Raw genomic sequence first — 20,030 nt, forward strand, 5'->3', positions numbered from 1 at the left:
GCAAAACGTATCTTTCGGCCATCGGGCAAAGTAGCTGTCACCAGCGATAGCGTTCTCTGCTCCGTATCCGGTGCCTCAGGAAGCTGAATTGTCTCCTGCTCAGAGAGCGGAAACTTAGAGAGGATTGCCGTGCCGTATGCCCCACCCTGGTAATCAATCCCTTTGGAAAAGTAATGGTACATCCCCGTCAATTCGCCCAGCTTTGCTGCCTGATCCAGGTTGACCCCGGAGCGTCCGTTATTGACATCGATCTCCTGCAGCCCTACCAATTCCGCCTTCGAATCCTTAATGATATTGGCGATTGCTTCCACATCGATGAGGCTTGGATTGGCTGGCGGACTGCAGTGGCGGACGTTGTAGCTCAGGATAGTGAGGTTGATCGCTTTTTTATCATCCTCTCCGCGCGGGCTGGTGGTGGTTGGTTTTTCCTCCGAACCTAGTTGGTAGAAAGAGGAAATTGACGATAAAATCAAAAACAAAATCGGTCGTAACAGCATGATCAATTTTTTCAAACTAATAAAAGAACATTAAATTTTTGGTCCCAATTTTCAGGGAGGCCACTGCAAAGAAAATTCCGCTTCCAGCGGTAAATGGTCCGAATGTAAAATTTCCACGGGAACTCTCACCACGGTCAAACCCCTCCCTATCCGGGGATCGGCAAAGATATAGTCAATCTTTTTGATGGGTTGGTGATACGGAAAGGTGGGCTGCAGGCTCGAATCCTGCATAGGATATCTCCGATGAATCAGCTGGATTTCCTCCGTATCAGGAAGCGCGTTGAAGTCTCCGGTTAACACAACCGGCAAATCCCCGCTTACGTGCTCCAGCACTTCCCGGGCCTGGATAAGACGCGTGGTCTGATCGAGTGCGAGGTGGACGGTGGAAAACAGGATCTCTTTGTCACCGATAGCTACCCTGACCGAAAGTTGAGCGAGAGATTCCTTTTTTCCGTTTTTGACAGAAGTGATCCGATCATTTTTCTGCTCCAGTATGGGAAACCTGGACAAGACACCCAGGCCGTAAGCGCCGCCATCGTAGGCAAAATGCCGGTAAAAGGCGTAATGCATCCCGGTCATGTCCGCAAGCAGCTTCATCTGATCCTGGCTTCCGGACCGGCGACAAAGACTGTCTACTTCCTGCAACCCCACCAGATCCGCCCCGGAGTCTTTGATATACGCGCCGATTTGGCTCAGGGTCAGTTCCTCCTGCGCATTGGCGCCATGATGGATGTTGTAGGAGATGACTTTCAGATTTTGTGAAAAAGAAGAACCGGAAAGACAGGCGAGCAAGAAGGTAAAAACAACAAGTAAGGGATTCCGAAAACGGAGCCCCCTACTCAAATGTGGCAAATCTTGTCTGTTTACGCGCATAGCATTATTGAATCGGTCATTGTTCAATTATACTCGATTACTTTTTTGAATCTAAGATGAAATCTGTCTTCAAAGCTTCGCCCGGGCTGATCAGTACATTCATTACAGCCACATCCAACTTTACCTGAGCAGGGTAGTCCCAAAGAGACTTCAAGATCACCTCGACAGAATCCTTCGCGGGGATTTTCACCTGACCCAAGGGAAACAGCTCGACGTCATAGTCAGCCTTGAGCATTGTTTCAAAAGGGATACTGCTGTGGTTTTCCAGCGTGACCTTGAGGATCGGCTCGCCGTTACGCATCTCAAACTTCGAAGTTGCTGTAACGCTAGCTTTAAACAATCCTTCCGCCTCAGGCTGCCTGGCCACGATGTAGTCACCGAAATAAAGCGCTGTCCTCTTGGCGAAGAGCGCCTCTTTGATCCCCTCTTCCGATCGCTCTTTGGCAAACACCAAGGTCATGGGACGATGGGAATCGGCATAGCGGGGATACATGTCGTAGTGCTCGTCCGTATTGCAGAGCATGGTCAGGTCGTACTTGATCGCCAGCTTATGAGCCAGGATATTGTACCTGCCGGAGTTCACGACCTCGACCCCATTCAGAATCCCTTTTTCCAGCAACTCGTGATGAAAAGAGGTGAAAATTGCAGTATCCTTCTTGTCCCACCAGGCATATCCGGGATGGTTGTAAGACACAAAGGCCCCCTGCCGCTGCACCTCAAGGAATGGGCCCATCAGTTCGTCGTGTGTGATGCTGTCCTTCATGACAAACTTCTTTTTCCCGTCCTTCATGTATTCGGAAGGGATAATATTCGCATCAGTGAGAAAAAGCGCATTGTTGTGATATGGCGGGACCCGCGGGGAGATCTCAGCACCCCGGATCACGATCAAGCCCTTCTTGTCTGCAGCTTCCCTGGCTATCTCATAGGACTTGTTGTAGTCCCGGTCCACGACTTCCGGGAAGCCTTCGTAGTCGATATGCTCCGTCAGGGAGATCGCGTCCAGCCCATCTCTGACAGCTTCATTCACCCGGAATGTGGGCCAAACGTGTCCGTCTGAAAAGACGGTGTGCATGTGAAAGTCACACTTCAGTGTCACAAAACCCGGCACATCCGGAATCGCTATTTCTCTGGTCTGGGCGGCGGAGAAAGAGCTGACGCTCCCTATCAGGAGCATCAGCAGTGTTTTGGAATAGGAATTCATGTGCGCGTATTAATCCCAGCCCGGGTTTTGAACCAGATTTGGATTGATCACGATGTCTGCATTGGAGATCGGATGGAGGTATTTCTTGTCCTCAAACTGGCGATTTTCATCGTCTCTCCAGATCACGTGGCCTTTGTTACCCTCCGAAAGCTTGGAGGCTTTGTCGTCGATCACGAAATAGATCACCCCCGGAACTTTGGAAGCGGGCACCGTCCGCACAAAAGCAACGTCTGGGGTATTGTTACCGTCCAGATCCATCGGTACATCCAAGGCTGGGACGTAGATGCCTTTCCAGGACATCTCAACCAGTTCACCCTTCTTCCATCGAAGCAAATCATCGTACCTGAAGCCTTCGTAGCAAAGCTCAATGCCTCTCTCCCGACGGATTTCCAGGAGGTATTTATCCCCGATCCCCGGAAAGTAAACTTCCTGAAGATAAGAATCGGCACTGGCCGGAGCGGCCGAAGCAACCCCCGCTCTTTCTCTCAAAGGCGCAATCGTCTCTGCCCAAACGGACTCGTCAAACAGTCCCAGCTCAGCTTTCGCCTCGGCGTAATTGAGCAGGACTTCTGCATATCGGATCAGCGGAATGGAGTTGTAGGCTTCGGCGATCCCGTCGTACCGCTTGTCATCCAAGCTAAACTTGAGGATATGGTAACCGGTAAAGGTGTAGCCAAAGTTGGGCGGCGCAGCGCTTCCGTCGCTTCGCTTGTAGCCGAGCGATCTCACGGTCTGAGCCAGGCGATGATCCCGGTCCTTCATCTCATCGACGAAAACCAGCTGGTCGTAACCGGATTTGTCGGTAAATCTGCTCCCGTCTGTCATCAGGTAGGTATTGATAAACTGCTTATTCAAGCCCCATCGTGCTCCATAGGTGGCGGAATTAAACTTCCAAGTAATCTCGTGCCATCTTCTCAGCGCGTTGTTGTACACCACCGAAAAGAGGACTTCACGGCTCACCGGATTTTCGGAGATAAACAGGGAGCGGTAGTCGGTGGCCGGGCTTCCGGTATCCTGGATCGAGTATTTTCCGGCATCCATCACTGCCTTTGCCGCTGCTGCAGCCTGCTCCAACAGCGGATTTGCCGATCCGGAAAGGCCCAACTCCGGGTGATATTTTCGATATGTTCCCTCAAAAAGCGCCACACGGGACTTGAACGCCAAGGCCACCTGTCGGGTCACCATCGAAGAGGTGTTGTCTTTTGTATCGCGGATATTGGCGATGGCAAAGTCAAGATCCTCCAGGATATGCTGCATCACCTCTTCGCGGGGATCCTGGCTCTTATACAGATCCTCGTCGTCGGTAGAAAGTGTCTTGTCATACCAGGGCACATCACCGTATTGCTTTACTTTGTCGAAATAGAACCACGCTCTGAAGAAACGGGCAATTCCGGCGTAGTGATCACGGCCTTCCTGTGGGATCGTTTCGTTGTTGTAGTTTTCCAGAAAGTAGTTGATGTTTCGAAGGTTGGTCCAGTTCCAAGCCCCTTCATTCACTGACGAGTAAGATCCGGCGATGAAGGTTGGGCTCTGATTTTTGGAAGTGAACTCTCCCCACTCATCGCTCTGCACGACGGCCAGCCCGGTGGGGAGCATGCGCTGATAAAACGAATTGGTGTAAAGCTCCAGATCCTTTTCGGACTGGAAAAAGGTGTTGGGCACCAGCTTGTCAAACGGCTCTGTTTCCAAAAACTCATTACAAGAGACCAGTGTGGCTAAGATTGCCAGGTTGGCAAGTAGTACTAGGAATGATTTTTTCATGATCAACTTATCAATGATTTAGAAAGAAAGATTGAGACCGATGGTGTAGGTCTTCAGCATCGGGTATGCGTCGCCCTGCCCGTGGCTGTTGGTCATGTCACCTGCAGGGTTTTCGATGACTTCCGGGTCAAAATTGTCCGTATGCTTGTACAGACCGGAGAAAGTCAGCAGGTTTTGACCGCTGATGTAGATCATCACATTGCCGAGGCCGACTTTTTCAACCCAAGCTTCGGGCAGCGTGTAGTCCAACGTGATGTTTTTCAATCTCAGGTAGCTGGCATCCTGAAGGTATCGGGTCTGTGGAGCTCCCAGAGATCTGTTGGTTCCCAATGCAGTGTATCCCCGGAATCTAGGCCAATACGCATCCGGATCCTCTTCGGTCCAGTAGTCATCCATCATGATCTTTGGCTGAAAACCGTAGGGTCTGTTGTAAGGTCCGTAGAAAAGATCCGCCTCCGGAGCGAAATACCAATCTCTCTTCCCAATACCTTGGAAGAAGGTCGAAAGTCCGAAACCTTTCCAGTTGGCAGACAGGTTAAATCCAAACTGGAACCTTGGCGCGCTATTGCCGATGATCTTACGGTCACCGGGATTATCGACGGTATTTTCGCCTTGGTTGATCACTCCGTCACCGTTGAGGTCGGCGAACTTCAGATCACCGGCCAGCCATTGGCGGTTGTTGGAGTTAAGCAAGAAGGATTGGTCTGCGTGCAGGGCAACCTCTTCGTCGGAGGTGAAAAAGCCCAAGGTCTCATAACCCCAGATCTCACCGATCTTGGAACCTTCGTAATAGGTGCTGGAGATGATTTTCTCCGGGTTGTTGAACTTCAGGATTTCAGACTGGTTGTCCCACACCGAGCCTGAAAAGCTGTATTGGAAAGGGCTGCCGCCGACTGAAAACTCATCTTTCCAGGCCAGAGTCAATTCAAAACCGGTAGTCTTCAGATCTGCAAAGTTTCCGTAGGGAACCGTCGCACCAAATACGTTGGGAAGTGGAGGACCAAAGGTGAACATGTCCGTGGTGACCCGGCTGTACCAGTCAAAGGTCGTATTGAATCTACCGGAGAAGAACGAGGCATCCAGTCCAAAATCGAGCGTGGTGGCTTTTTCCCAGGTCAATCCGCTTGGAATCACTCCCGGAAGCGAGGTGTAGCCTTTCTGGATTCCCTCGAGGACCACGCTGGATTTGGAGACGGACATCGTTTCCATGTAGCGATAAGGAGCCACGTTGCCGTTGCCCAATGTGCCGTAAGAACCTCTCAGCTTCAGGTTGTCCAGCCAGGAGCGGGTGTTGGCCATGAAGCCTTCCTCGGAGATATTCCAACCCGCGGACATCGAAGGGAAGAAACCATAGCGCTGATCCTGGGGAAACTTGGAAGATCCGTCGTACCGTCCATTCAATTCCAGAAGGTATTTATCCTTGAAGGAGTAGGTGACACGATAGAAAACACCGAGATATTTCCACTCATTGCCCCCACCGCTGACGGTATAGTTCAGCCCATCCATCAGGTTGAAATCCGGCTTGGTAGGGACGAGCAATCCGTCACGCTGAGTATCTGTATTGATCCACTTGTTGCTTTCAATATTGTACCCCACCAAGAGGCCCAGATTGTGGGCATTGTTGAAAGACTTCTTGAAATCAGCAGTGATGTTGGATCCCCAGTAGGTATTTTCGTCAGACAGATTTCTCAGCAAGCTCTGGCCAAACCGGGAGCTTTGACCGGGAGCGTTGCTGTAGTTGATGAAGTTGTTGTAGCGTTTGTCGGTATTGAAGGTCTTGGAGAAGGTAAAGTTGGCCTTGAAGGTCACCAGATCTCCAAAGGGAGTAGCTGTGAGGCTTGGGGTATTTCTTACGAAAAACTTCTCCTGATTTGACTTGCTGCTTCCATCGACAAACGACGCGCCGTTGCTGGTGCCCAGCTGGGTAAAAGTCCCGTCCGGGTTGGTCATGGTCGCCATGGGAAAACCACCTACTGCCAGGTATCTCCAGATGCCTGCGTCCCCGTTGGCCAGCAGCGGATATTCGTACTGATAAGTGCTGAGGTCAAAGTTGTTTTCCAGGGTAAACCAGGAATTGAGATCCACTTCGCCTTTTGCTCTCAGGTTATACTTATCAAAATCATCAGGGGACTGTCTAAAGATCCCGTCCTGGTGGTAGTAAAGTCCCGAAACGAAATATCGGGCTTTGTCATTGCCGCCGGATGCACTGATGGAAGCTTCAGTTGCGGGCATTTTGTCCTTGTGCAAAAGCTTGAACCAGTCCGTACTTCCAAAATACTCGTAGCGTCCCAGTTCCTCGTTGAACACTACCTCACCAAGAGCAGGGTTTTCATTGTGCTCCTTCAGTCGCTCGAGGTATTCCAGAGAGAAGGGGAAGTTGGCGTTGACAGAGATGGGATGGGTCTTGTAATCATACCATGCGAAAAATGACTCATCGAAGTTCTTCGCCCATTCGTAGCCGTTAGTCACCAGGTTGGGCACGACGGTGCGCTCATTGACCGAGTGGCTGATCTTGACATCAAGATTTGACTTTCCTTTTGCTGGATTTTTGGTGGTGATCAAGACCACACCGAAAGCGGCTCTCGAACCGTAAACTGCCGCTGATGAGGCGTCCTTGAGGACGGTGACACTTTCGACGTCATTTGGGTTGACCAAGTTGGCGTCCCCTTCTACCCCATCGATCAGCACAAGGGCGTCTCCGCCGGCACCGATAGAAGTGGTACCGCGGATGTTAAAGGCTGCCGAACGGGTTGGGCTACCATCGACCATCTTGATGTTCAGGTTTGGCAGGGTACCCTGCAGCATTCGCGTCAAGTTTGGTGAGGGGCGGTTTTCAATCGCCTCAGTTCCGATCTGGGAGACTGCTCCGGTCAGGTTCAGTTTCTTCTGAGTACCATAGCCCACGACCACCACTTCAGCGAGCTCCTGTGGTTTGAGCCGAAAAATCTGCTCTCCACCGGCGATATTCTCCACCAGTGGCTCGTAGCCCAAGGAAGTCACACGGATTGGCTTTCCGATTAGATTTTCCTCGATCTCCATGAACCAGTTTCCATCCAGATCGGACACCGTACCCTGGGAGGTCTCGGCGATGTAAATATTTGCACCCATGACCGGCTCTTCGGATTCCCTATCCAGCACTTTGCCTGAGATAGTAATGGAGACGACGACAGCAGGAGCGCTAGGTTTGGGAGCTGGCTTTACTGCAATGGACTCGTTGACCTGTTTGAAAGACATCTTGGCCTGATCAGCTACCTGATACAGCAGGGTTTCCAAGTCGGACTTCTGACTCAGCTGCAATTTTTGGTTTTCCAGCGTCTGGGGATTGAACTGAAATCTGAATTCAGACTGCTTTTCGACTTCAGAGAAAAAGTCCAACAACATCAGTTGAGAAGCACTAAGCTCGATGTTTGTCTTGTGCAGGTGTTGTGCACGGGACTCATTTGCCAAGGCGAGGCCGCTGAAGCAATAGGCCATCAGAAAAGCTGTCATCAGGAATCGCGAAGTGTTCCACATGAGCTTTAGTAGTTTTTTTTCCATATTTTTAAAGCATAAAGGGTTAATGACTTCCGATGCCTATTCGCCAAAATTGATCATCAGAAGTCGGTGTAATCCGAAAAGAACGCCGGGCGGGATTTCCTGCCCGGTTTTTTGTTAGCAGGGTTTTGATTTTATCTTGACAGTAGTTTCATGGATCTGATAGCTTAGGTTGAGTGTATAGGATAAGACTTCAAGGATCTGCTCGAGCGAACTCCGGTGGAATTCACCTGAAAAACGACAACGCCCCGCTTGGCCGGCAACCTCAAATTCGACAGGATACCACCTGCCGAGTGATTGCACGATGTCCTCCAGACTGGCATTTTCAAATCGAAACACACTGGACTTCCAATCGGGACCGAGCGCCGAATCAAATGACTTGATCTCCGAAAAACCCGACTGGGCGCTCCAGGAGATAGTTTGGTTTTTGGTCAGTAGGAAAGCACCGCCTGTACTGTCCGGCTCCCCAAACTGCACCTTGCCCGTGAATACCGACAGATCAACCCCCTCTCCGGGATATGCTTTCAAGTTGAAGGAAGTCCCCAGTACCTCTGTCTCCACCCCACCTGTGGTGACCTCAAAGGGAAAATCGGGATTCTTCCTCACCTCAAAGAATGCCTCCCCCTGAAGCAGGACTTTCCTGTTTTTCGGGAAATCCGCCCCGTACTGCAAGGCTGAGCCAGTACTTAACCAAACCCGGGTACTATCAGGAAGGAGAAATGAAGAGACGCTGCCGACTTTGTTGCTGAAGGATCCGGCAGGCAGAGATACCTGCAGGTCGGCATTTCGATTGGAAAACTCCATCCACCACACCGATGCACAGAGGAGCACGCCGGCAAAGACCGCCGCCGCCCGATACCAGGATGTGAAAGACCTGATCTTCGATTTGGACGCTATAGGGAAGTTTTTCAGTGAAAATCTTGTCCAGGCTACGTCCTCATCTATGCTCTCCAACAGCGCGAGATCCTCCTTGATTGACCTGTTGGATGCGATGGCCTCTACGGCCCTGGCAAAGTCGCTGTCGGTTGCCTTCCAGTGAAGGAATAACTTGACTTCTGCGGGACTGAGTCCCTCTAGATGAAATTTTTTTGCAAGCTGGATTTTGTTCCAGTCCAAATTCTGATGCCTCACTTCGGTGGTTTTTCAGTAAGACAACCGAAAAAAAATTATGGGTATCGAAATACCCTGCATTTCGCCAAGCTTAACAGTAAGAAAACCTAGAATATTATTCTGTAATACCGGTATAACAATTCAGTAACATCACCCAGGCCAGCTCTTCCAGTCGGGGTTTCAGGAATGCGAGCGCGCGCTTGCGCCGTGCCTTGACCGTATGGACAGAGATAGCGAGCTCTTCCGCGACTTCGTGATATTTTTTTCCCTCAATGAACAGTTCCAAGGCAACTTCCCGACAGCCGGCCGGTAGCTCCGCGATCGCCGCCCGGATTTGGGCGATGATTTCTGAATGGATGATGTGAGTCAGCACCGGCTCCTGAATCTCTTCGTTCTCTGCCTCGCTGATATGATTGTGTACGATCTTTTGATGCTTGAGGTAATTCAGGCTTTCGTTGCGGACGGTCTGATAAAGAAAACTTTTTATAACGTTTTCCTCTTCATTCAGCAATGACTCTCTTTTTTGTAAAAACTTAGAAAAAGCCTCCTGGACAATATCCTCGGCATCCTCCCTGTCGCTGACGTATCTAAGGGCAAAAAACACCAGCTTAGAATAGTGTGTCTTAAAAACTAATTCCAGAATCTGAGGGTACATTGGCTCACTTTTCAAGGGCCAAGATATGGGAAAGGGGAGAATCAAGAAGGCCCCAAACCGAACCTTCACAGGATCGTAATATTCATTTAACACCGGGGAACACATCTCGAAAAGCAAGAATTCTCCCCTCTTGTCGGAAAGTCGATCCAGAAAAGTCCTGGCCTGTGAAAAACAGCAAGCGGAAAAGTACCAAAAGACAAAAACCAATCTAGGCGGCGTTTGGATAGGTGGGCACCAACTAGGGTAGTCTGCCTGTCACCAGATATCATGCTTTGGCCTGCTTGTGTCAAACGATCTTTTTCGAAATCCGGGTCCAGCTCCAGGCTCTTTTTCCTGGTCTTTTGCTTGGCTGCGACCTCATATTTCCCCAGTAATTCCAGGATGTCTCAGGCAGTGCAGGATTTCCCGGATCCAAACTTTTTGGCAAAACTATGTCAGTGATCCCGGTTGAAGAAGTAGCACTTTTTGATGTTAAACCGTCCTCTGTGGAAATACATAGGGTATTCTATGTAATCGTATAACCAACTATTATGATGAAAAAAAATCTTTTCAGGGGAGCAGTATACGCTCTCTTACTACCTCTTTTAGTGTCCTGTTCAGATGACAGCGATTTTACACCCATCCAGTCCGGGCCGTTTAAACTGGTATCCCACACGCTCGAGGGGGTCAAAGTAAACGAACTGATCCTGAAAGGAGACATGATCTTTGCCGCCACCGAAGACGGAGTATACGGCAGACAAGTCAATTCCCCCGATATCCGGTTTATCACCATGGGATTAAAGGGGAAAAATATCCGGGATATCCATCCGTTTACCGTGTCGGAGGTCCTCGCCTCTGAAGTCACCTTCAGTTCAGAAGGAAACCAAATCCAGTTGTATCGCACCGGGAACGCTGGAACTGACTGGGAGGAATACGAAACCAATTTTGGCGACAGCTTGGCGGATGCGGATGGTCTCGGGGATTTTGAACCGGTTCCCTCCCAGCCCAATCACCTCTATGCCAGCGGCAACCGCGTGGTTGCCAAATCAACCGACAAAGGAAAAACATGGGAACCGGTATGGGGGGAATGGGGAATGGCCGGAACGGCTGATATGATCTTAAAAGTAAACCCGAAGAAGCCCGATGAAATCTGGGCAGGCGGCCAGGGCAACATTGAAAACGGCTTTCTGGTAAGAGTAACAGGCAATGAAGAAACGGGATATTGGGACGATTTGGTCCCCAATCCGACGGTGGTGAAAGAACTGGTCTTTGACCGCGAAAATCCACAGACGATGTATGTCGGCTGGGAAGGTGCACTGACCAAAACCGTTGACAACGGAGTCACCTGGACCACCCTGATCGACCGGGTTGAAACCAAAGATTTCTACTTTGGAATCGGAATAAGCACCCAGGATCCGAACATCGTGTTCGCAGGCAAATGGCTAAAGGGCGGGGTCTCACAGCCTCTTGAGATCTCCTACTCCAAAGACAAAGGGGAAACCTGGGAATCCCATTCCTTTCCACACATCACCAACGGCGGTATTCTGGATCTAAAAGTAATCAGGCAGGGGAATCTGGACCGAATCTTTGTCGGGTTGGACAAAGGAGGAATTGTGGAGCTCCAGTTCGAGCTGGACCAATAGACAAGCTTTTTGGAAGAGCGATCCCCGGCGTCGATCGCTATAGATTTACCTTTTTTGACAACCCGATCAGGTAAGTTAAATAGAGGAAATGTGTACTGTAAAAACCAGTGGAAGAACTTGCTTAACACACAAAAAAGAGCACCCACAAGGCTGATGGAATAAGCTATTCCGAATGCCTTGTGGGACTCTTATGATTGGCAACTTAATCCTTTTCAATCTTCCGGGTCATAAACACCTCCGGCTTTTCCGCCAGTTTTTCATCTGCCAACAGCCCAAATTCCCGTATGTAGGGTTGCTGGAAGTGCAGGTCCAGTCCTTCCCTATTTTCCCATATCTCATAAAACACAAACAGGTTTGCATCGTCAAGACTCTGGTGAAGATCGTATTGCAGACATGCCGGTTCCTTTCTTGTCTGCACGACCATATTCTCCAGGGCCTGCAAGACTTCAGCTGTATGTTCAGGCTTGCTTTTGATGAGTGCTGTAAGACAGATTTGCATTGGATGTAGTTTTTAAATGTGGTTCAACAGTTTGTTTCAGATGAGAAAGGTAATCAGCACGGTACTCGTCAAAACGTCTTGGTGTCAATCCTTTCACAATATCATAAAAATGAAATCCATCCAATTTTTCATGTCCTCAGTCCTTCCAAATAGACACCTAGGGAATTGAGACCGCAACTCTACGGATGTCGACTTGCTGTATTACCACTCCTGGTGCGCTCCAGTCAGCTGCAGGAGGAGTAGCAGATTTAGCTTGATGTGCATCCGCAAATAGAAGAAATCCAAAACCTTCGTCATCTACAGGATCGACCCAATACCCGCTGACAAACCCAGGGGCATTTTTTACTCGTGGTAGAATAGATTCAGTAAATGTTACTGCCGCTTGCTGAGCCAGTTCAGGATCGATTGTCAGTTTAATAAGAGCTGCGTGCATTTTTCTTGACTTTTAAGTTTCTAAATCTGTTATTTAACAGCTATTTGAATAGGTATATTTCTCTCTGCATCTGGGCGAGGAATTTGGCAATTCTGCAATATTCGGTAACGTCCAGCAAATACTTCTGGTATACCCCAAGCCTAATTCAAGACAGGCCGTGTTCATTTATTGAATTACTCACTAATTGTAGATCTCATATTTTCTATTCGGTTTGAATAACGAACAGCTAGTTCCGCGACTTTCTCCTATTCGCGTATCGGTATATAATATAAAATTACCGCGCCTCCAGTAAAGGTTTTAGTTCGATCAAGCTTAAAAGTGGTGCCGCTGTGCGTTTTGTCGAACAGGGCCAAACCGCTTCCCGCAATAACTGGATATATACAAAGTTGAAATTCATCAATCAAATTAAGGTTCAGCAGTTGTATAATCAGACTACGACTCCCAACAAAAATATCTCTCCCGAGTTGTTGTTGGAGTTCTAATACAGATTCTTCTAAGTTACGATCTGCTAAGGCTGCACTTTTCCAATCGATAGCGCTCAAGGTATTGGAAAAAACAAGTTTTGGAATTTTGTCGATCGCGATGGCAAAGTCATTCATGGATTTTTCTTCTGAAGGTTCTTCCAAAAATGTTCGCCAAAATTCCATAAGCTGGTAGGTAGTCCTGCCATATAGCATGGCATCACCCTGCCCCAGTAATTCCGTATAATGCTGATGTATCTCCTCATCAGGCAGCCCTGCAGTATGGTCGCATATCCCATCCATTGTCATGTTAAATGCTGCAATTACTTTTCTCATGGTATCTTGTTTAATCTACTAATCAATTTTGGTGAAGGGTCTTTCTTTATCAAGTTCGTAAATCATTATTCATGGGTAGAAGTCCCATTGGGATCCAAAACGGTCTTAGCGATTTTGGATCCATTCAGGACATTGACGATGAACTGATGGGAGTCACCGTATTCGGGAGTAACTTTATCCAGATTTACACTGATCACAAATTCACTGTTTGGGTCAAAATTTATATCCTGGCCATTGTAAACCACCAAGAAGTTGATGATTCCGGGGTAGGTCAGCAGAATTTTACCGTCCCAGATCACCTGAAAATCATCCACCTCGTTTCCACCTTTGAGCGAAATTCTCAATTCATTGTCTTCACGCACGACTTCTACTATCTCAAATACATTAGCCTGAGTACGGCTTCTCTCTTCCATTCCGCTGTTAAATAGGGAGTGACTTTTTAGAAGGTTAGTATCCAAAACAATGGGGTCACCAACTTCTGCATCCACTGTGGGTTCACAGGAGGAAAAAAAGAAAATGCTGAAGCATGCAAAGGGAATGGATAAATGGGAAAAGTGTATTTTTTTCATAGTTCTTGTGTATTTGTTATAAAATTAAATAAGTGAATCATCTTGAAGGCAATTAATTTATAGTATAACGGACGTCACTATATCAGGCGCTACATCTCTTCAAAAAAAAACTTAATAAATATGTGAACATGTCGATGCTATTCCGATTTCGAATCAACTCATTCCAAACAAGTTTTTTTTAACTAATTAACTATTACACCTTTTAATTAAGAACCGTAAACATGTATTTACTGAAAGGTTAGATTCGATGATCCTATTGCATTCTATCCCGAACAGTTCTATCCAGAGGATGTCCGTTGTCTGAAAAGCCGACCTTCAACAGGCCAATCGCTTATTTATTATCCCTCGACAGGACTTCCGTGAGCATATCGCTCAACCAATTCTATTGTTTAGTCGATGGTTTCCTGTTTCGATTTCTGAAAATTAATCTCCCGATTGAGCCTATTTCATCACTCGATTTGTAAGCGTCATACCATTCCTCACTTTCAGGGTCTATGGAAAGGTCGCCCAATTGAAACACAATATTTGTTCCTCCAGCGGTTTCTGTAAGATGAAACTCGTAGGTTACGGTCCCTTTAGCGACAATCTCTTTCCAACTTCTGTCTTGTAAAGAAATTACAATTTCTTGGTTTGGGACAAAAGCAATCACTTCGCCTGTTAAGTAAGGAACGTTATGGTCGTCGATCCATTCGATTTTGCTTCCTATTCCAAACTCGTAATTTTCTGCTACCTGTCCTGGCACAGTCATCCATTCTTCAAAGTATTTAGGTGTCGTAATTACTTCCCAAACTTCGGCTGGACTTGCATCTATCAGCCCTTCTTTTCTGACAATAAGAGGTGTTTTCATTTTTAGTTTGTTTTTAAATAATTAATAATGTTTTTGAGCTGTTGGATATGTGGTTGCGTGTGCACGGTCTGAAGATGTAACCGTTCAAGTCTTGATAGGTGTCCAAGAGTAGGAAATTCAAAATCCAGGCAAAGCACACCGAGTTCCTAGGCACTCGAAAAGTCTATCATGGTTTTTTGCTGCGGTTTGAATGTCTGCAAGCGGCGATTCTTGATTAAATAAAGTAGGCGATTTCAAAGCCGAATTCGTGAATCGAGGCGGGCACATACCTCTTCCCTATCAGGCAACTTCTCCCAAACCTGGTCGGCGATTCAGTACTGAAATTTGATTTCCTTTAGCAATGCATTCAATTCTATACAAAATATATCTCCGAGGCCATTTAGGGGCGAATCCAATAGTTTCAGGTATTCCCCTGTTGAAACCGGACTGTCAAAAGCATACTGCTGATTATCTCTGAAACTCGTAAAAAACAGAAATTGCCCGCTACTTGACACTGTTGGACATTGTTCCATATGGATTGTATTCACCTTTTCTCCAAGGTTTTTTCCCTTTGTCCAATAATCCCCTTTATTAAAGCTTATATATAAGTCACCACTTCCGAGATTATCTTTGCCTCCCATATTTGTATAGATAATATATGACTCATCAGGTGCTACAAAAGCGTCAAATTCCGTCGCTTCGGTATTAATTGAATCCGCCAGTGCACTTGGTAGTTGGAACGTGTTGTTTTCAATTTTGCTGACCATCAAGTCATAGCCGTTTACACCATTTTCTGTTGAGAAAAAGAGATCACCGGTGCGCGATACCGAAGGATACAGCTCGTCATTTGTCGTGTTAACGGTAGTGCCCAGATGTTTTGGTTCTCCAAACTTTCCGTTTTTGTAACCAACGGTCCAAATGTCAAAGTCACTCTTCACAGCGTTCTCGGTAGTGGGCCTGGTTGAAATAAAATAAACCCCGTCACCATTTGGTGAAAAAAAGGGATCGGCATCACTGTATTGACCTGAAAACGGAGCGATCTGGGGCGTCTGCCAGTTCCCGTTTTTCTTTTCACAAAGAAAAATCGTATAGTATCTGTTTGCGGAGGAATTGTTTGCAACCGTAAACAGAATCATGTCACCTTCGGGTGCAATCGTTAGATTATATTCATTTCGATGGGTTGAAATAATATCGTTTCCAAAGAGTAGCGATGAGTCTTTAGGAATATCGGATTTCTGCTGACCAAAATCTTGAATTGTTATTTGGGCTGCTACTGTTGGGGAGGAGTAAAATATCGCCAGAAATATGAAAACCGTTCTCATGTTAATAGGGATTCTTAGAGGTTGAAAGAAATTATCAATAAAATGTAGTCTACTCGGGAGTGTTCAATAAACTGTGGGTTCTTTCCCGTACGGCTATTCTAATTCCTTTAGCATGCTATCAAGTCCTTCAATCGGCCGCTTAAACATGTTTCTGTTTTCCCTCCAAATAGCCGTTCCGCAGGCCGCCAGGCTCGCCAGATAGACCGCAATCGCACTCAATGGGTATGCCCCTGTTCCTCCGGGCATGTACAAAGTGAAAAACAAATGAATCCCCAAAGCACAGCTGACTGGAATCAGAATCAACTCGTACTTCCATTTAAAGGCATAAAAGGCTGCGATTCGGTTTTTCTGGCTCGTAATATGGTCTTTCAGGGAATGGCTGTTTACGCCCACCGGTTTTGCACTGGCCATCCCTTTAAACCTTACCAGCAGTGTTACCAAAAATGGGAGGTAAAGCAACATGATCAGGGAACCGTACATCAGAATGGCCCTGTCAGAGTTATTCGAAATCATTACATGGGACAGAACCCCGAAGATGATCAGTTGAAAAACGAAAAATGCCCAGAAATATCGGAAGACCTGTTGTATGTGTTTTTTGGCTTTTAATTTGATCAATTCGTTGATTGCTTTTTCGTCCATGACCTTACCCTTTGAAGCGGCATTATTGCTATTGTTCCAGGCTTTTAGATTTTCTTCAAGATTCTCCATGATTCTAGATTAAAAGGGTTTCATTTTTAATTCCAATTCTTTTTTAATCCTCACAAGTCTGACACTGACATTTGACCTACTGATGCCGATCACGGAGGCGATTTCATCGTAACTCATTTCGTCAAGGTACAGCAGAATGACAGCCTTGTTTACAGGACTGAGCGTTGAAATAGCCAGGTTAAGCCGGTTTAACTCATCTTCAAAACCTGTTTCTTGGGAAGGGGAAGCCAGTCGCTCATGTTCTTCGTCGATGGATATGGTGTCGGATTTGGACTGCTTTCTTCTAAATGTCAATGCGGTATTCAGGCACACACTATACATCCAGGTCGAAAACTTGGATCCCCTTTTAAACTGGGGATATGACTTCCACAACTGGAACATCATTTCCTGTAGGGCATCTTCCCTGTCAAGATTACATCCGTTAAAATAGAGTCTCGAAATTTTCACCGCTATCCCCATATTTTCATTGAGGAGCCGTATAAAATCTCTGTCCACTGTTTCAGCCATAGTTTCCAATTAGTTGACTTCCTTTTGGATTAGTATGCGCTTGTTTCAAAAAACTACAGGACTCCCGATATTTTTTTGCGAGGCTGATGTAATATTGCAAAAACCGGTCAAACTGACCCCCGCTAGCCGGAGCAAACTGGCCCCCTTGGAGGGATATTTTTTGGGACGGGAATAGTGGCGTTCGAAGGCTGTTGGTTCAGGATTAACTACCGAGAACCGATGGCTAACCGAGCCCTAACCATGAATAAGATGCGACAGATTTTGAGAGGCCATTTCGAGGGCCGCGGCACCAAACTACTGAGGCAGTTTTTTGAGCACAAACCGGACGATAAAGTTTTCATTGAGTATGTCGGAAAGCCCCTTTACATCACCGATCCGAAGACCGGCCAACATATTCCCGTACAGGTGTTTTTTGGGGGTGCTGGTTCCAGAATTTAAATAGCCTTTAAAATCTCTAATCCTAAATCCCACGTGGTATGCCCACTGGAGACGTTTATATGTCCTGCCGGACCAATATTTATCAGTTTACTTCCCCATTTGTCGGCAAAGTAAATTGCTCGGTCCAGGCTAACCCATTGATCATTAGTACTGGCTACCAGCGTACTTTTAAAACCGAGGGGATTTAGGGGTATGGGTGAAAACCCGGTGGTATCGAATACATAATTAGCGGATTCAACATCACTGGGAGCTACAAGCATTGCCCCTTTGATTTTCCGCTTATACCTTGCCGCCCAATGCGCTATCGCGATACAACCAAGGCTATGGCCAACCAAAACAACTGTATCAGGGGAACCCACTGTTTCTATTGCTTCATCGATCTTTTTTATCCAGTCGGCACAATCCGGGGTATTCCAGTCTTCTTGTTCTACCCTCTGAAAACCTTTCCCGGATTTTTCAAAATAGGTTTGCCAGTGCGTCGGCCCGGAATTACCTAAGCCGGGGATGATTAAATAATTATTCATACATTCTTTTTTTGAGGTGTATTGAAAGCCTTTTTTGAATACTTAACAACAGATTCTCGCTACTTCAATCAGTTGAATTGGCCTGTTCTTGAAGGTGCATTATACTGTTACCAATTTCAGGGACGGTAGGATCTGGATCTCCACATAGGACAGTAGCAATAAAAACCAAGAGGGCGGTTTAATTTTTACAGATTTTATGATAGCTCAGAGAAGAAAAGCGCTTCAACCACAAATTAACCTACCTGATTTCGTGTCTTACCGCACGTAAAATCCCTCTATAAACTTCGGAGATTAACTGATCTGGCAAATCATGGCCCATTCCAGGGATAAGAACCAGATCTGCTCCCGGAATAACGGAGGCAACTTCAACACCGGCTGCTACATTGACAACAGGGTCCTTCTCCCCATGGATCACCACCACCGGAATTTCTATTTTTTTCAACTCCTCCCTCCTATCACAATGATCACCGATGATCACTGCTGCTGCCTGCCTGGCCAAACCTTCAGGGTACCAAGACCTTGAAATGGCCTCCCTTGCCCTTGCTTGTAGTACAGCGTCTTCTGTAGGAAAGTCAGGACTGCCCATTAGCTTATTTAACCGGACTAAATAGGAGGAGATTTTTTCCACATCATTGGATAAAGGCGCAGGCGTTGCCATAGCACTGAGTACCTCGGGATTACCCGGAGGAAGTGAAGGATTACCCGAAGAAGCCATGATGGAAGTCAACGAGAGAACTCTGTCGGGATACTTTATTGCCATTATCTGGGCTATTGCGCCTCCCATTGAAGCACCTACAACATGTGTTTGCTTAATTTTCAGGTAATCAAGCAACCCTGCTGCATCCTTTGCAAAATCATCCAGTTTATAAGGCAGTTTAACCTCATCACAGCTCCCAATATGTGGAATAATAGATGGCCAATCTGGCGAGCCCAATGAATCCAGTTTGGAAGAAAGTCCCACATCACGGTTATCAAACCGAATTACTCTAAATCCGTTCTCGGCCAATCGGACGCACAATTCCGCGGGCCATCCTATTAATTGAACTCCTGTACCCTGAATTAACAGTATGTTTCTCCACTTTCAGGGCCAAAGCTTTCATAGGCAATTTCGATTCCGGAAGCCAATTTGGCCAGTCCCTTTTCCGGACGATTACCGGGATTGTTTAGAACAAAATTAAACAGGACTACAAGGAACATCATCAAATAATTCATACAATTCGAGTTTAGACAAGGAAATACCAGTGATCAATTAAGTTATTCAATAAGCTCCTTTACCATTTTCATAGGGCTTTGAAAGCTTTTTTTGTTCTCTTTCCAGATAGTATAAATCAGGACATTAAGATCATGATTAACACTATATAAACGCCGATGGTATATTCATCATAATCCACCGTTAACATATAGTATGTTTTTATTCAGGTATTCTAAAAAAAGTCTGAGAATCTAACATTCCATCTTTAAGTTATCGTTCAGTAATATTAGTACCGGAAGTGCCCAAAAAACTACAGGAATTTCAAATAAAACCCATCTTTAAAAAAAACGGATGGTGTGATGTGTGAGCTATTACTGCCTTGCCGACTACTTCAAACAACAACGCACCGGCATTTCCTAAGAGGTAAATCCAGACGGTTCACACCCTACAATGACATTTAGCAAACAATTTGGAGTGCAATCCGTGGTCTAATCTACAAGATCATGATAACATAACGTATAGTCAATAATAGTTCGCTGTAATAGGCTCAATTTAAATTTTTTCATTCTAGTACGGGATTAAATTTGTTAAGCCATATTTCCATATATGGTTCTACCACGAATTTAATGGAAATGGTATCTTTAGGCAAAAAGATGTTCACAGAGAATTTTTTCACAAAGCTGCTTGATCTGGAAGACGGTTGGATAGTTGAATCTGTAGATTCGGATTTAACAAAGGAGGAGATCTACATACAGGTTGTTTGTGTGTTGGATCAATTGGAAGACGCTGGATCCGGAGAGTTCTGCAAGGTTTATGATTATGCGCCGGAGCGTTCTTGGAGGCATTTGGACACGATGCAATATAGGACTTACATCAAGTGTCGGCTCCCTCGAATCAAAGCCTCCGACGGAAAAGTAAAGACTGTTCAGCCCAACTGGGCCTCGGGTTATGAGCGCCATACG

General features: G+C 46.5%; 19 protein-coding genes and 1 pseudogene. 3 read left to right on the forward strand and 17 right to left on the reverse strand.

The genetic code is table 11. The features are described from left to right. The 7 genes from G459_RS28400 to G459_RS0123310 form a co-directional block, all read right to left on the reverse strand. Window positions 1-497, reverse strand: a 497-nt coding sequence (locus G459_RS28400) for an endonuclease/exonuclease/phosphatase family protein (protein ID WP_211234426.1), incomplete at its 3' end; no start/stop codon positions are given. 51 nt (window positions 498-548) lie between these two features. Beyond that, window positions 549-1,370: an endonuclease/exonuclease/phosphatase family protein gene (locus G459_RS0123285; protein WP_084454671.1), complete on the reverse strand. Its 822-nt coding sequence runs from the start codon at window positions 1,368-1,370 to the stop codon at window positions 549-551. A 37-nt stretch (window positions 1,371-1,407) separates the two neighbouring features. Further along, entirely contained in the window at window positions 1,408-2,571 is a 1,164-nt protein-coding gene (locus G459_RS0123290) for an Sb-PDE family phosphodiesterase (protein ID WP_035456824.1), read from the reverse strand. A 9-nt stretch (window positions 2,572-2,580) separates the two neighbouring features. Continuing rightward, window positions 2,581-4,332 (reverse strand): RagB/SusD family nutrient uptake outer membrane protein, encoded by a 1,752-nt coding sequence (locus G459_RS0123295; RefSeq protein WP_026969754.1) that lies wholly within the window; start codon window positions 4,330-4,332, stop codon window positions 2,581-2,583. 18 nt (window positions 4,333-4,350) lie between these two features. After that, window positions 4,351-7,869 carry a SusC/RagA family TonB-linked outer membrane protein gene (locus tag G459_RS0123300; protein WP_035456825.1) on the reverse strand — a complete coding sequence of 1,173 codons (3,519 nt, stop codon included), beginning with the start codon at window positions 7,867-7,869 and terminating at the stop codon, window positions 4,351-4,353. Between the two features lie 114 nt (window positions 7,870-7,983). Further along, on the reverse strand, window positions 7,984-8,997 hold the full coding sequence (locus tag G459_RS0123305; RefSeq protein WP_026969756.1) for a FecR family protein: 1,014 nt from the start codon (window positions 8,995-8,997) through the stop codon (window positions 7,984-7,986). A gap of 94 nt (window positions 8,998-9,091) precedes the next feature. Further along, on the reverse strand, window positions 9,092-9,631 hold the full coding sequence (locus G459_RS0123310; protein ID WP_169725063.1) for an RNA polymerase sigma-70 factor: 540 nt from the start codon (window positions 9,629-9,631) through the stop codon (window positions 9,092-9,094). A gap of 530 nt (window positions 9,632-10,161) precedes the next feature. Here G459_RS0123310 and G459_RS0123320 point away from each other — a divergent pair. Then, window positions 10,162-11,253: a WD40/YVTN/BNR-like repeat-containing protein gene (locus G459_RS0123320; protein WP_157373431.1), complete on the forward strand. Its 1,092-nt coding sequence runs from the start codon at window positions 10,162-10,164 to the stop codon at window positions 11,251-11,253. A 202-nt stretch (window positions 11,254-11,455) separates the two neighbouring features. Here G459_RS0123320 and G459_RS0123325 read toward each other — a convergent pair whose 3' ends face one another. The 8 genes from G459_RS0123325 to G459_RS0123360 form a co-directional block, all read right to left on the reverse strand. Continuing rightward, window positions 11,456-11,752, reverse strand: coding sequence for a putative quinol monooxygenase (locus tag G459_RS0123325; RefSeq protein WP_026969759.1), 297 nt, complete (start codon window positions 11,750-11,752; stop codon window positions 11,456-11,458). Between the two features lie 157 nt (window positions 11,753-11,909). Continuing rightward, window positions 11,910-12,185, reverse strand: a complete 276-nt coding sequence (locus tag G459_RS0123330; RefSeq protein ID WP_026969760.1) for a hypothetical protein — start codon at window positions 12,183-12,185, stop codon at window positions 11,910-11,912. A gap of 245 nt (window positions 12,186-12,430) precedes the next feature. Then, window positions 12,431-12,982 (reverse strand): dihydrofolate reductase family protein, encoded by a 552-nt coding sequence (locus tag G459_RS0123335; RefSeq protein ID WP_026969761.1) that lies wholly within the window; start codon window positions 12,980-12,982, stop codon window positions 12,431-12,433. A 65-nt stretch (window positions 12,983-13,047) separates the two neighbouring features. After that, window positions 13,048-13,551 (reverse strand): hypothetical protein, encoded by a 504-nt coding sequence (locus G459_RS0123340; RefSeq protein WP_026969762.1) that lies wholly within the window; start codon window positions 13,549-13,551, stop codon window positions 13,048-13,050. Between the two features lie 382 nt (window positions 13,552-13,933). Further along, window positions 13,934-14,398, reverse strand: a complete 465-nt coding sequence (locus G459_RS0123345; protein WP_026969763.1) for an SRPBCC family protein — start codon at window positions 14,396-14,398, stop codon at window positions 13,934-13,936. Between the two features lie 311 nt (window positions 14,399-14,709). Continuing rightward, entirely contained in the window at window positions 14,710-15,699 is a 990-nt protein-coding gene (locus G459_RS28405; protein ID WP_051315393.1) for a TolB family protein, read from the reverse strand. A 93-nt stretch (window positions 15,700-15,792) separates the two neighbouring features. Further along, a complete protein-coding gene (locus G459_RS0123355; protein WP_026969764.1) occupies window positions 15,793-16,407 on the reverse strand; it encodes a hypothetical protein in 615 nt (204 codons plus the stop codon). Window positions 16,408-16,416: 9 nt separating this feature from the next. Then, a complete protein-coding gene (locus G459_RS0123360; protein WP_026969765.1) occupies window positions 16,417-16,914 on the reverse strand; it encodes a sigma-70 family RNA polymerase sigma factor in 498 nt (165 codons plus the stop codon). Window positions 16,915-17,133: 219 nt separating this feature from the next. Here G459_RS0123360 and G459_RS0123370 point away from each other — a divergent pair, with 219 nt between their 5' ends. Further along, window positions 17,134-17,352, forward strand: a complete 219-nt coding sequence (locus G459_RS0123370) for a hypothetical protein (RefSeq protein ID WP_245588237.1) — start codon at window positions 17,134-17,136, stop codon at window positions 17,350-17,352. Here G459_RS0123370 and G459_RS0123375 read toward each other — a convergent pair. Further along, window positions 17,349-17,876 carry an RBBP9/YdeN family alpha/beta hydrolase gene (locus G459_RS0123375; RefSeq protein WP_026969767.1) on the reverse strand — a complete coding sequence of 176 codons (528 nt, stop codon included), beginning with the start codon at window positions 17,874-17,876 and terminating at the stop codon, window positions 17,349-17,351. The two genes, G459_RS0123370 and G459_RS0123375, sit on opposite strands and share 4 nt — an antisense overlap. A 238-nt stretch (window positions 17,877-18,114) precedes the next feature. Continuing rightward, on the reverse strand, window positions 18,115-18,945 hold the full coding sequence (locus G459_RS28410; protein ID WP_157373432.1) for an alpha/beta fold hydrolase: 831 nt from the start codon (window positions 18,943-18,945) through the stop codon (window positions 18,115-18,117). 749 nt (window positions 18,946-19,694) lie between these two features. On the opposite strand from G459_RS28410, the pseudogene G459_RS0123385 reads away from it, so the two are divergent. After that, window positions 19,695-20,030, forward strand: a pseudogene (locus G459_RS0123385) (transposase family protein); the annotation flags it as partial.

It is taken from the genome of Algoriphagus terrigena DSM 22685 (genome assembly GCF_000429445.1).
GTDB lineage: Bacteria > Bacteroidota > Bacteroidia > Cytophagales > Cyclobacteriaceae > Algoriphagus > Algoriphagus terrigena.

What these genes read in the sequence shown, in the direction of transcription:
- G459_RS0123285 (WP_084454671.1), bottom strand. Translation starts at nt 1,370, where the DNA reads ATGCGCGTAAACAGACAAGATTTGCCACATTTGAGTAGGGGGCTCCGT.
- G459_RS0123295 (WP_026969754.1), bottom strand. Translation starts at nt 4,332, where the DNA reads ATGAAAAAATCATTCCTAGTACTACTTGCCAACCTGGCAATCTTAGCC.
- G459_RS0123360 (WP_026969765.1), bottom strand. Translation starts at nt 16,914, where the DNA reads ATGGCTGAAACAGTGGACAGAGATTTTATACGGCTCCTCAATGAAAAT.
- G459_RS28405 (WP_051315393.1), bottom strand. Translation starts at nt 15,699, where the DNA reads ATGAGAACGGTTTTCATATTTCTGGCGATATTTTACTCCTCCCCAACA.
- G459_RS0123290 (WP_035456824.1), bottom strand. Translation starts at nt 2,571, where the DNA reads ATGAATTCCTATTCCAAAACACTGCTGATGCTCCTGATAGGGAGCGTC.
- G459_RS0123300 (WP_035456825.1), bottom strand. Translation starts at nt 7,869, where the DNA reads ATGGAAAAAAAACTACTAAAGCTCATGTGGAACACTTCGCGATTCCTG.
- G459_RS0123320 (WP_157373431.1), top strand. Translation starts at nt 10,162, where the DNA reads ATGATGAAAAAAAATCTTTTCAGGGGAGCAGTATACGCTCTCTTACTA.
- G459_RS0123325 (WP_026969759.1), bottom strand. Translation starts at nt 11,752, where the DNA reads ATGCAAATCTGTCTTACAGCACTCATCAAAAGCAAGCCTGAACATACA.
- G459_RS0123340 (WP_026969762.1), bottom strand. Translation starts at nt 13,551, where the DNA reads ATGAAAAAAATACACTTTTCCCATTTATCCATTCCCTTTGCATGCTTC.
- G459_RS0123345 (WP_026969763.1), bottom strand. Translation starts at nt 14,398, where the DNA reads ATGAAAACACCTCTTATTGTCAGAAAAGAAGGGCTGATAGATGCAAGT.
- G459_RS0123310 (WP_169725063.1), bottom strand. Translation starts at nt 9,631, where the DNA reads ATGTACCCTCAGATTCTGGAATTAGTTTTTAAGACACACTATTCTAAG.
- G459_RS0123335 (WP_026969761.1), bottom strand. Translation starts at nt 12,982, where the DNA reads ATGAGAAAAGTAATTGCAGCATTTAACATGACAATGGATGGGATATGC.
- G459_RS0123370 (WP_245588237.1), top strand. Translation starts at nt 17,134, where the DNA reads ATGGCTAACCGAGCCCTAACCATGAATAAGATGCGACAGATTTTGAGA.
- G459_RS0123330 (WP_026969760.1), bottom strand. Translation starts at nt 12,185, where the DNA reads ATGCACGCAGCTCTTATTAAACTGACAATCGATCCTGAACTGGCTCAG.
- G459_RS0123355 (WP_026969764.1), bottom strand. Translation starts at nt 16,407, where the DNA reads ATGGAGAATCTTGAAGAAAATCTAAAAGCCTGGAACAATAGCAATAAT.
- G459_RS0123375 (WP_026969767.1), bottom strand. Translation starts at nt 17,876, where the DNA reads ATGAATAATTATTTAATCATCCCCGGCTTAGGTAATTCCGGGCCGACG.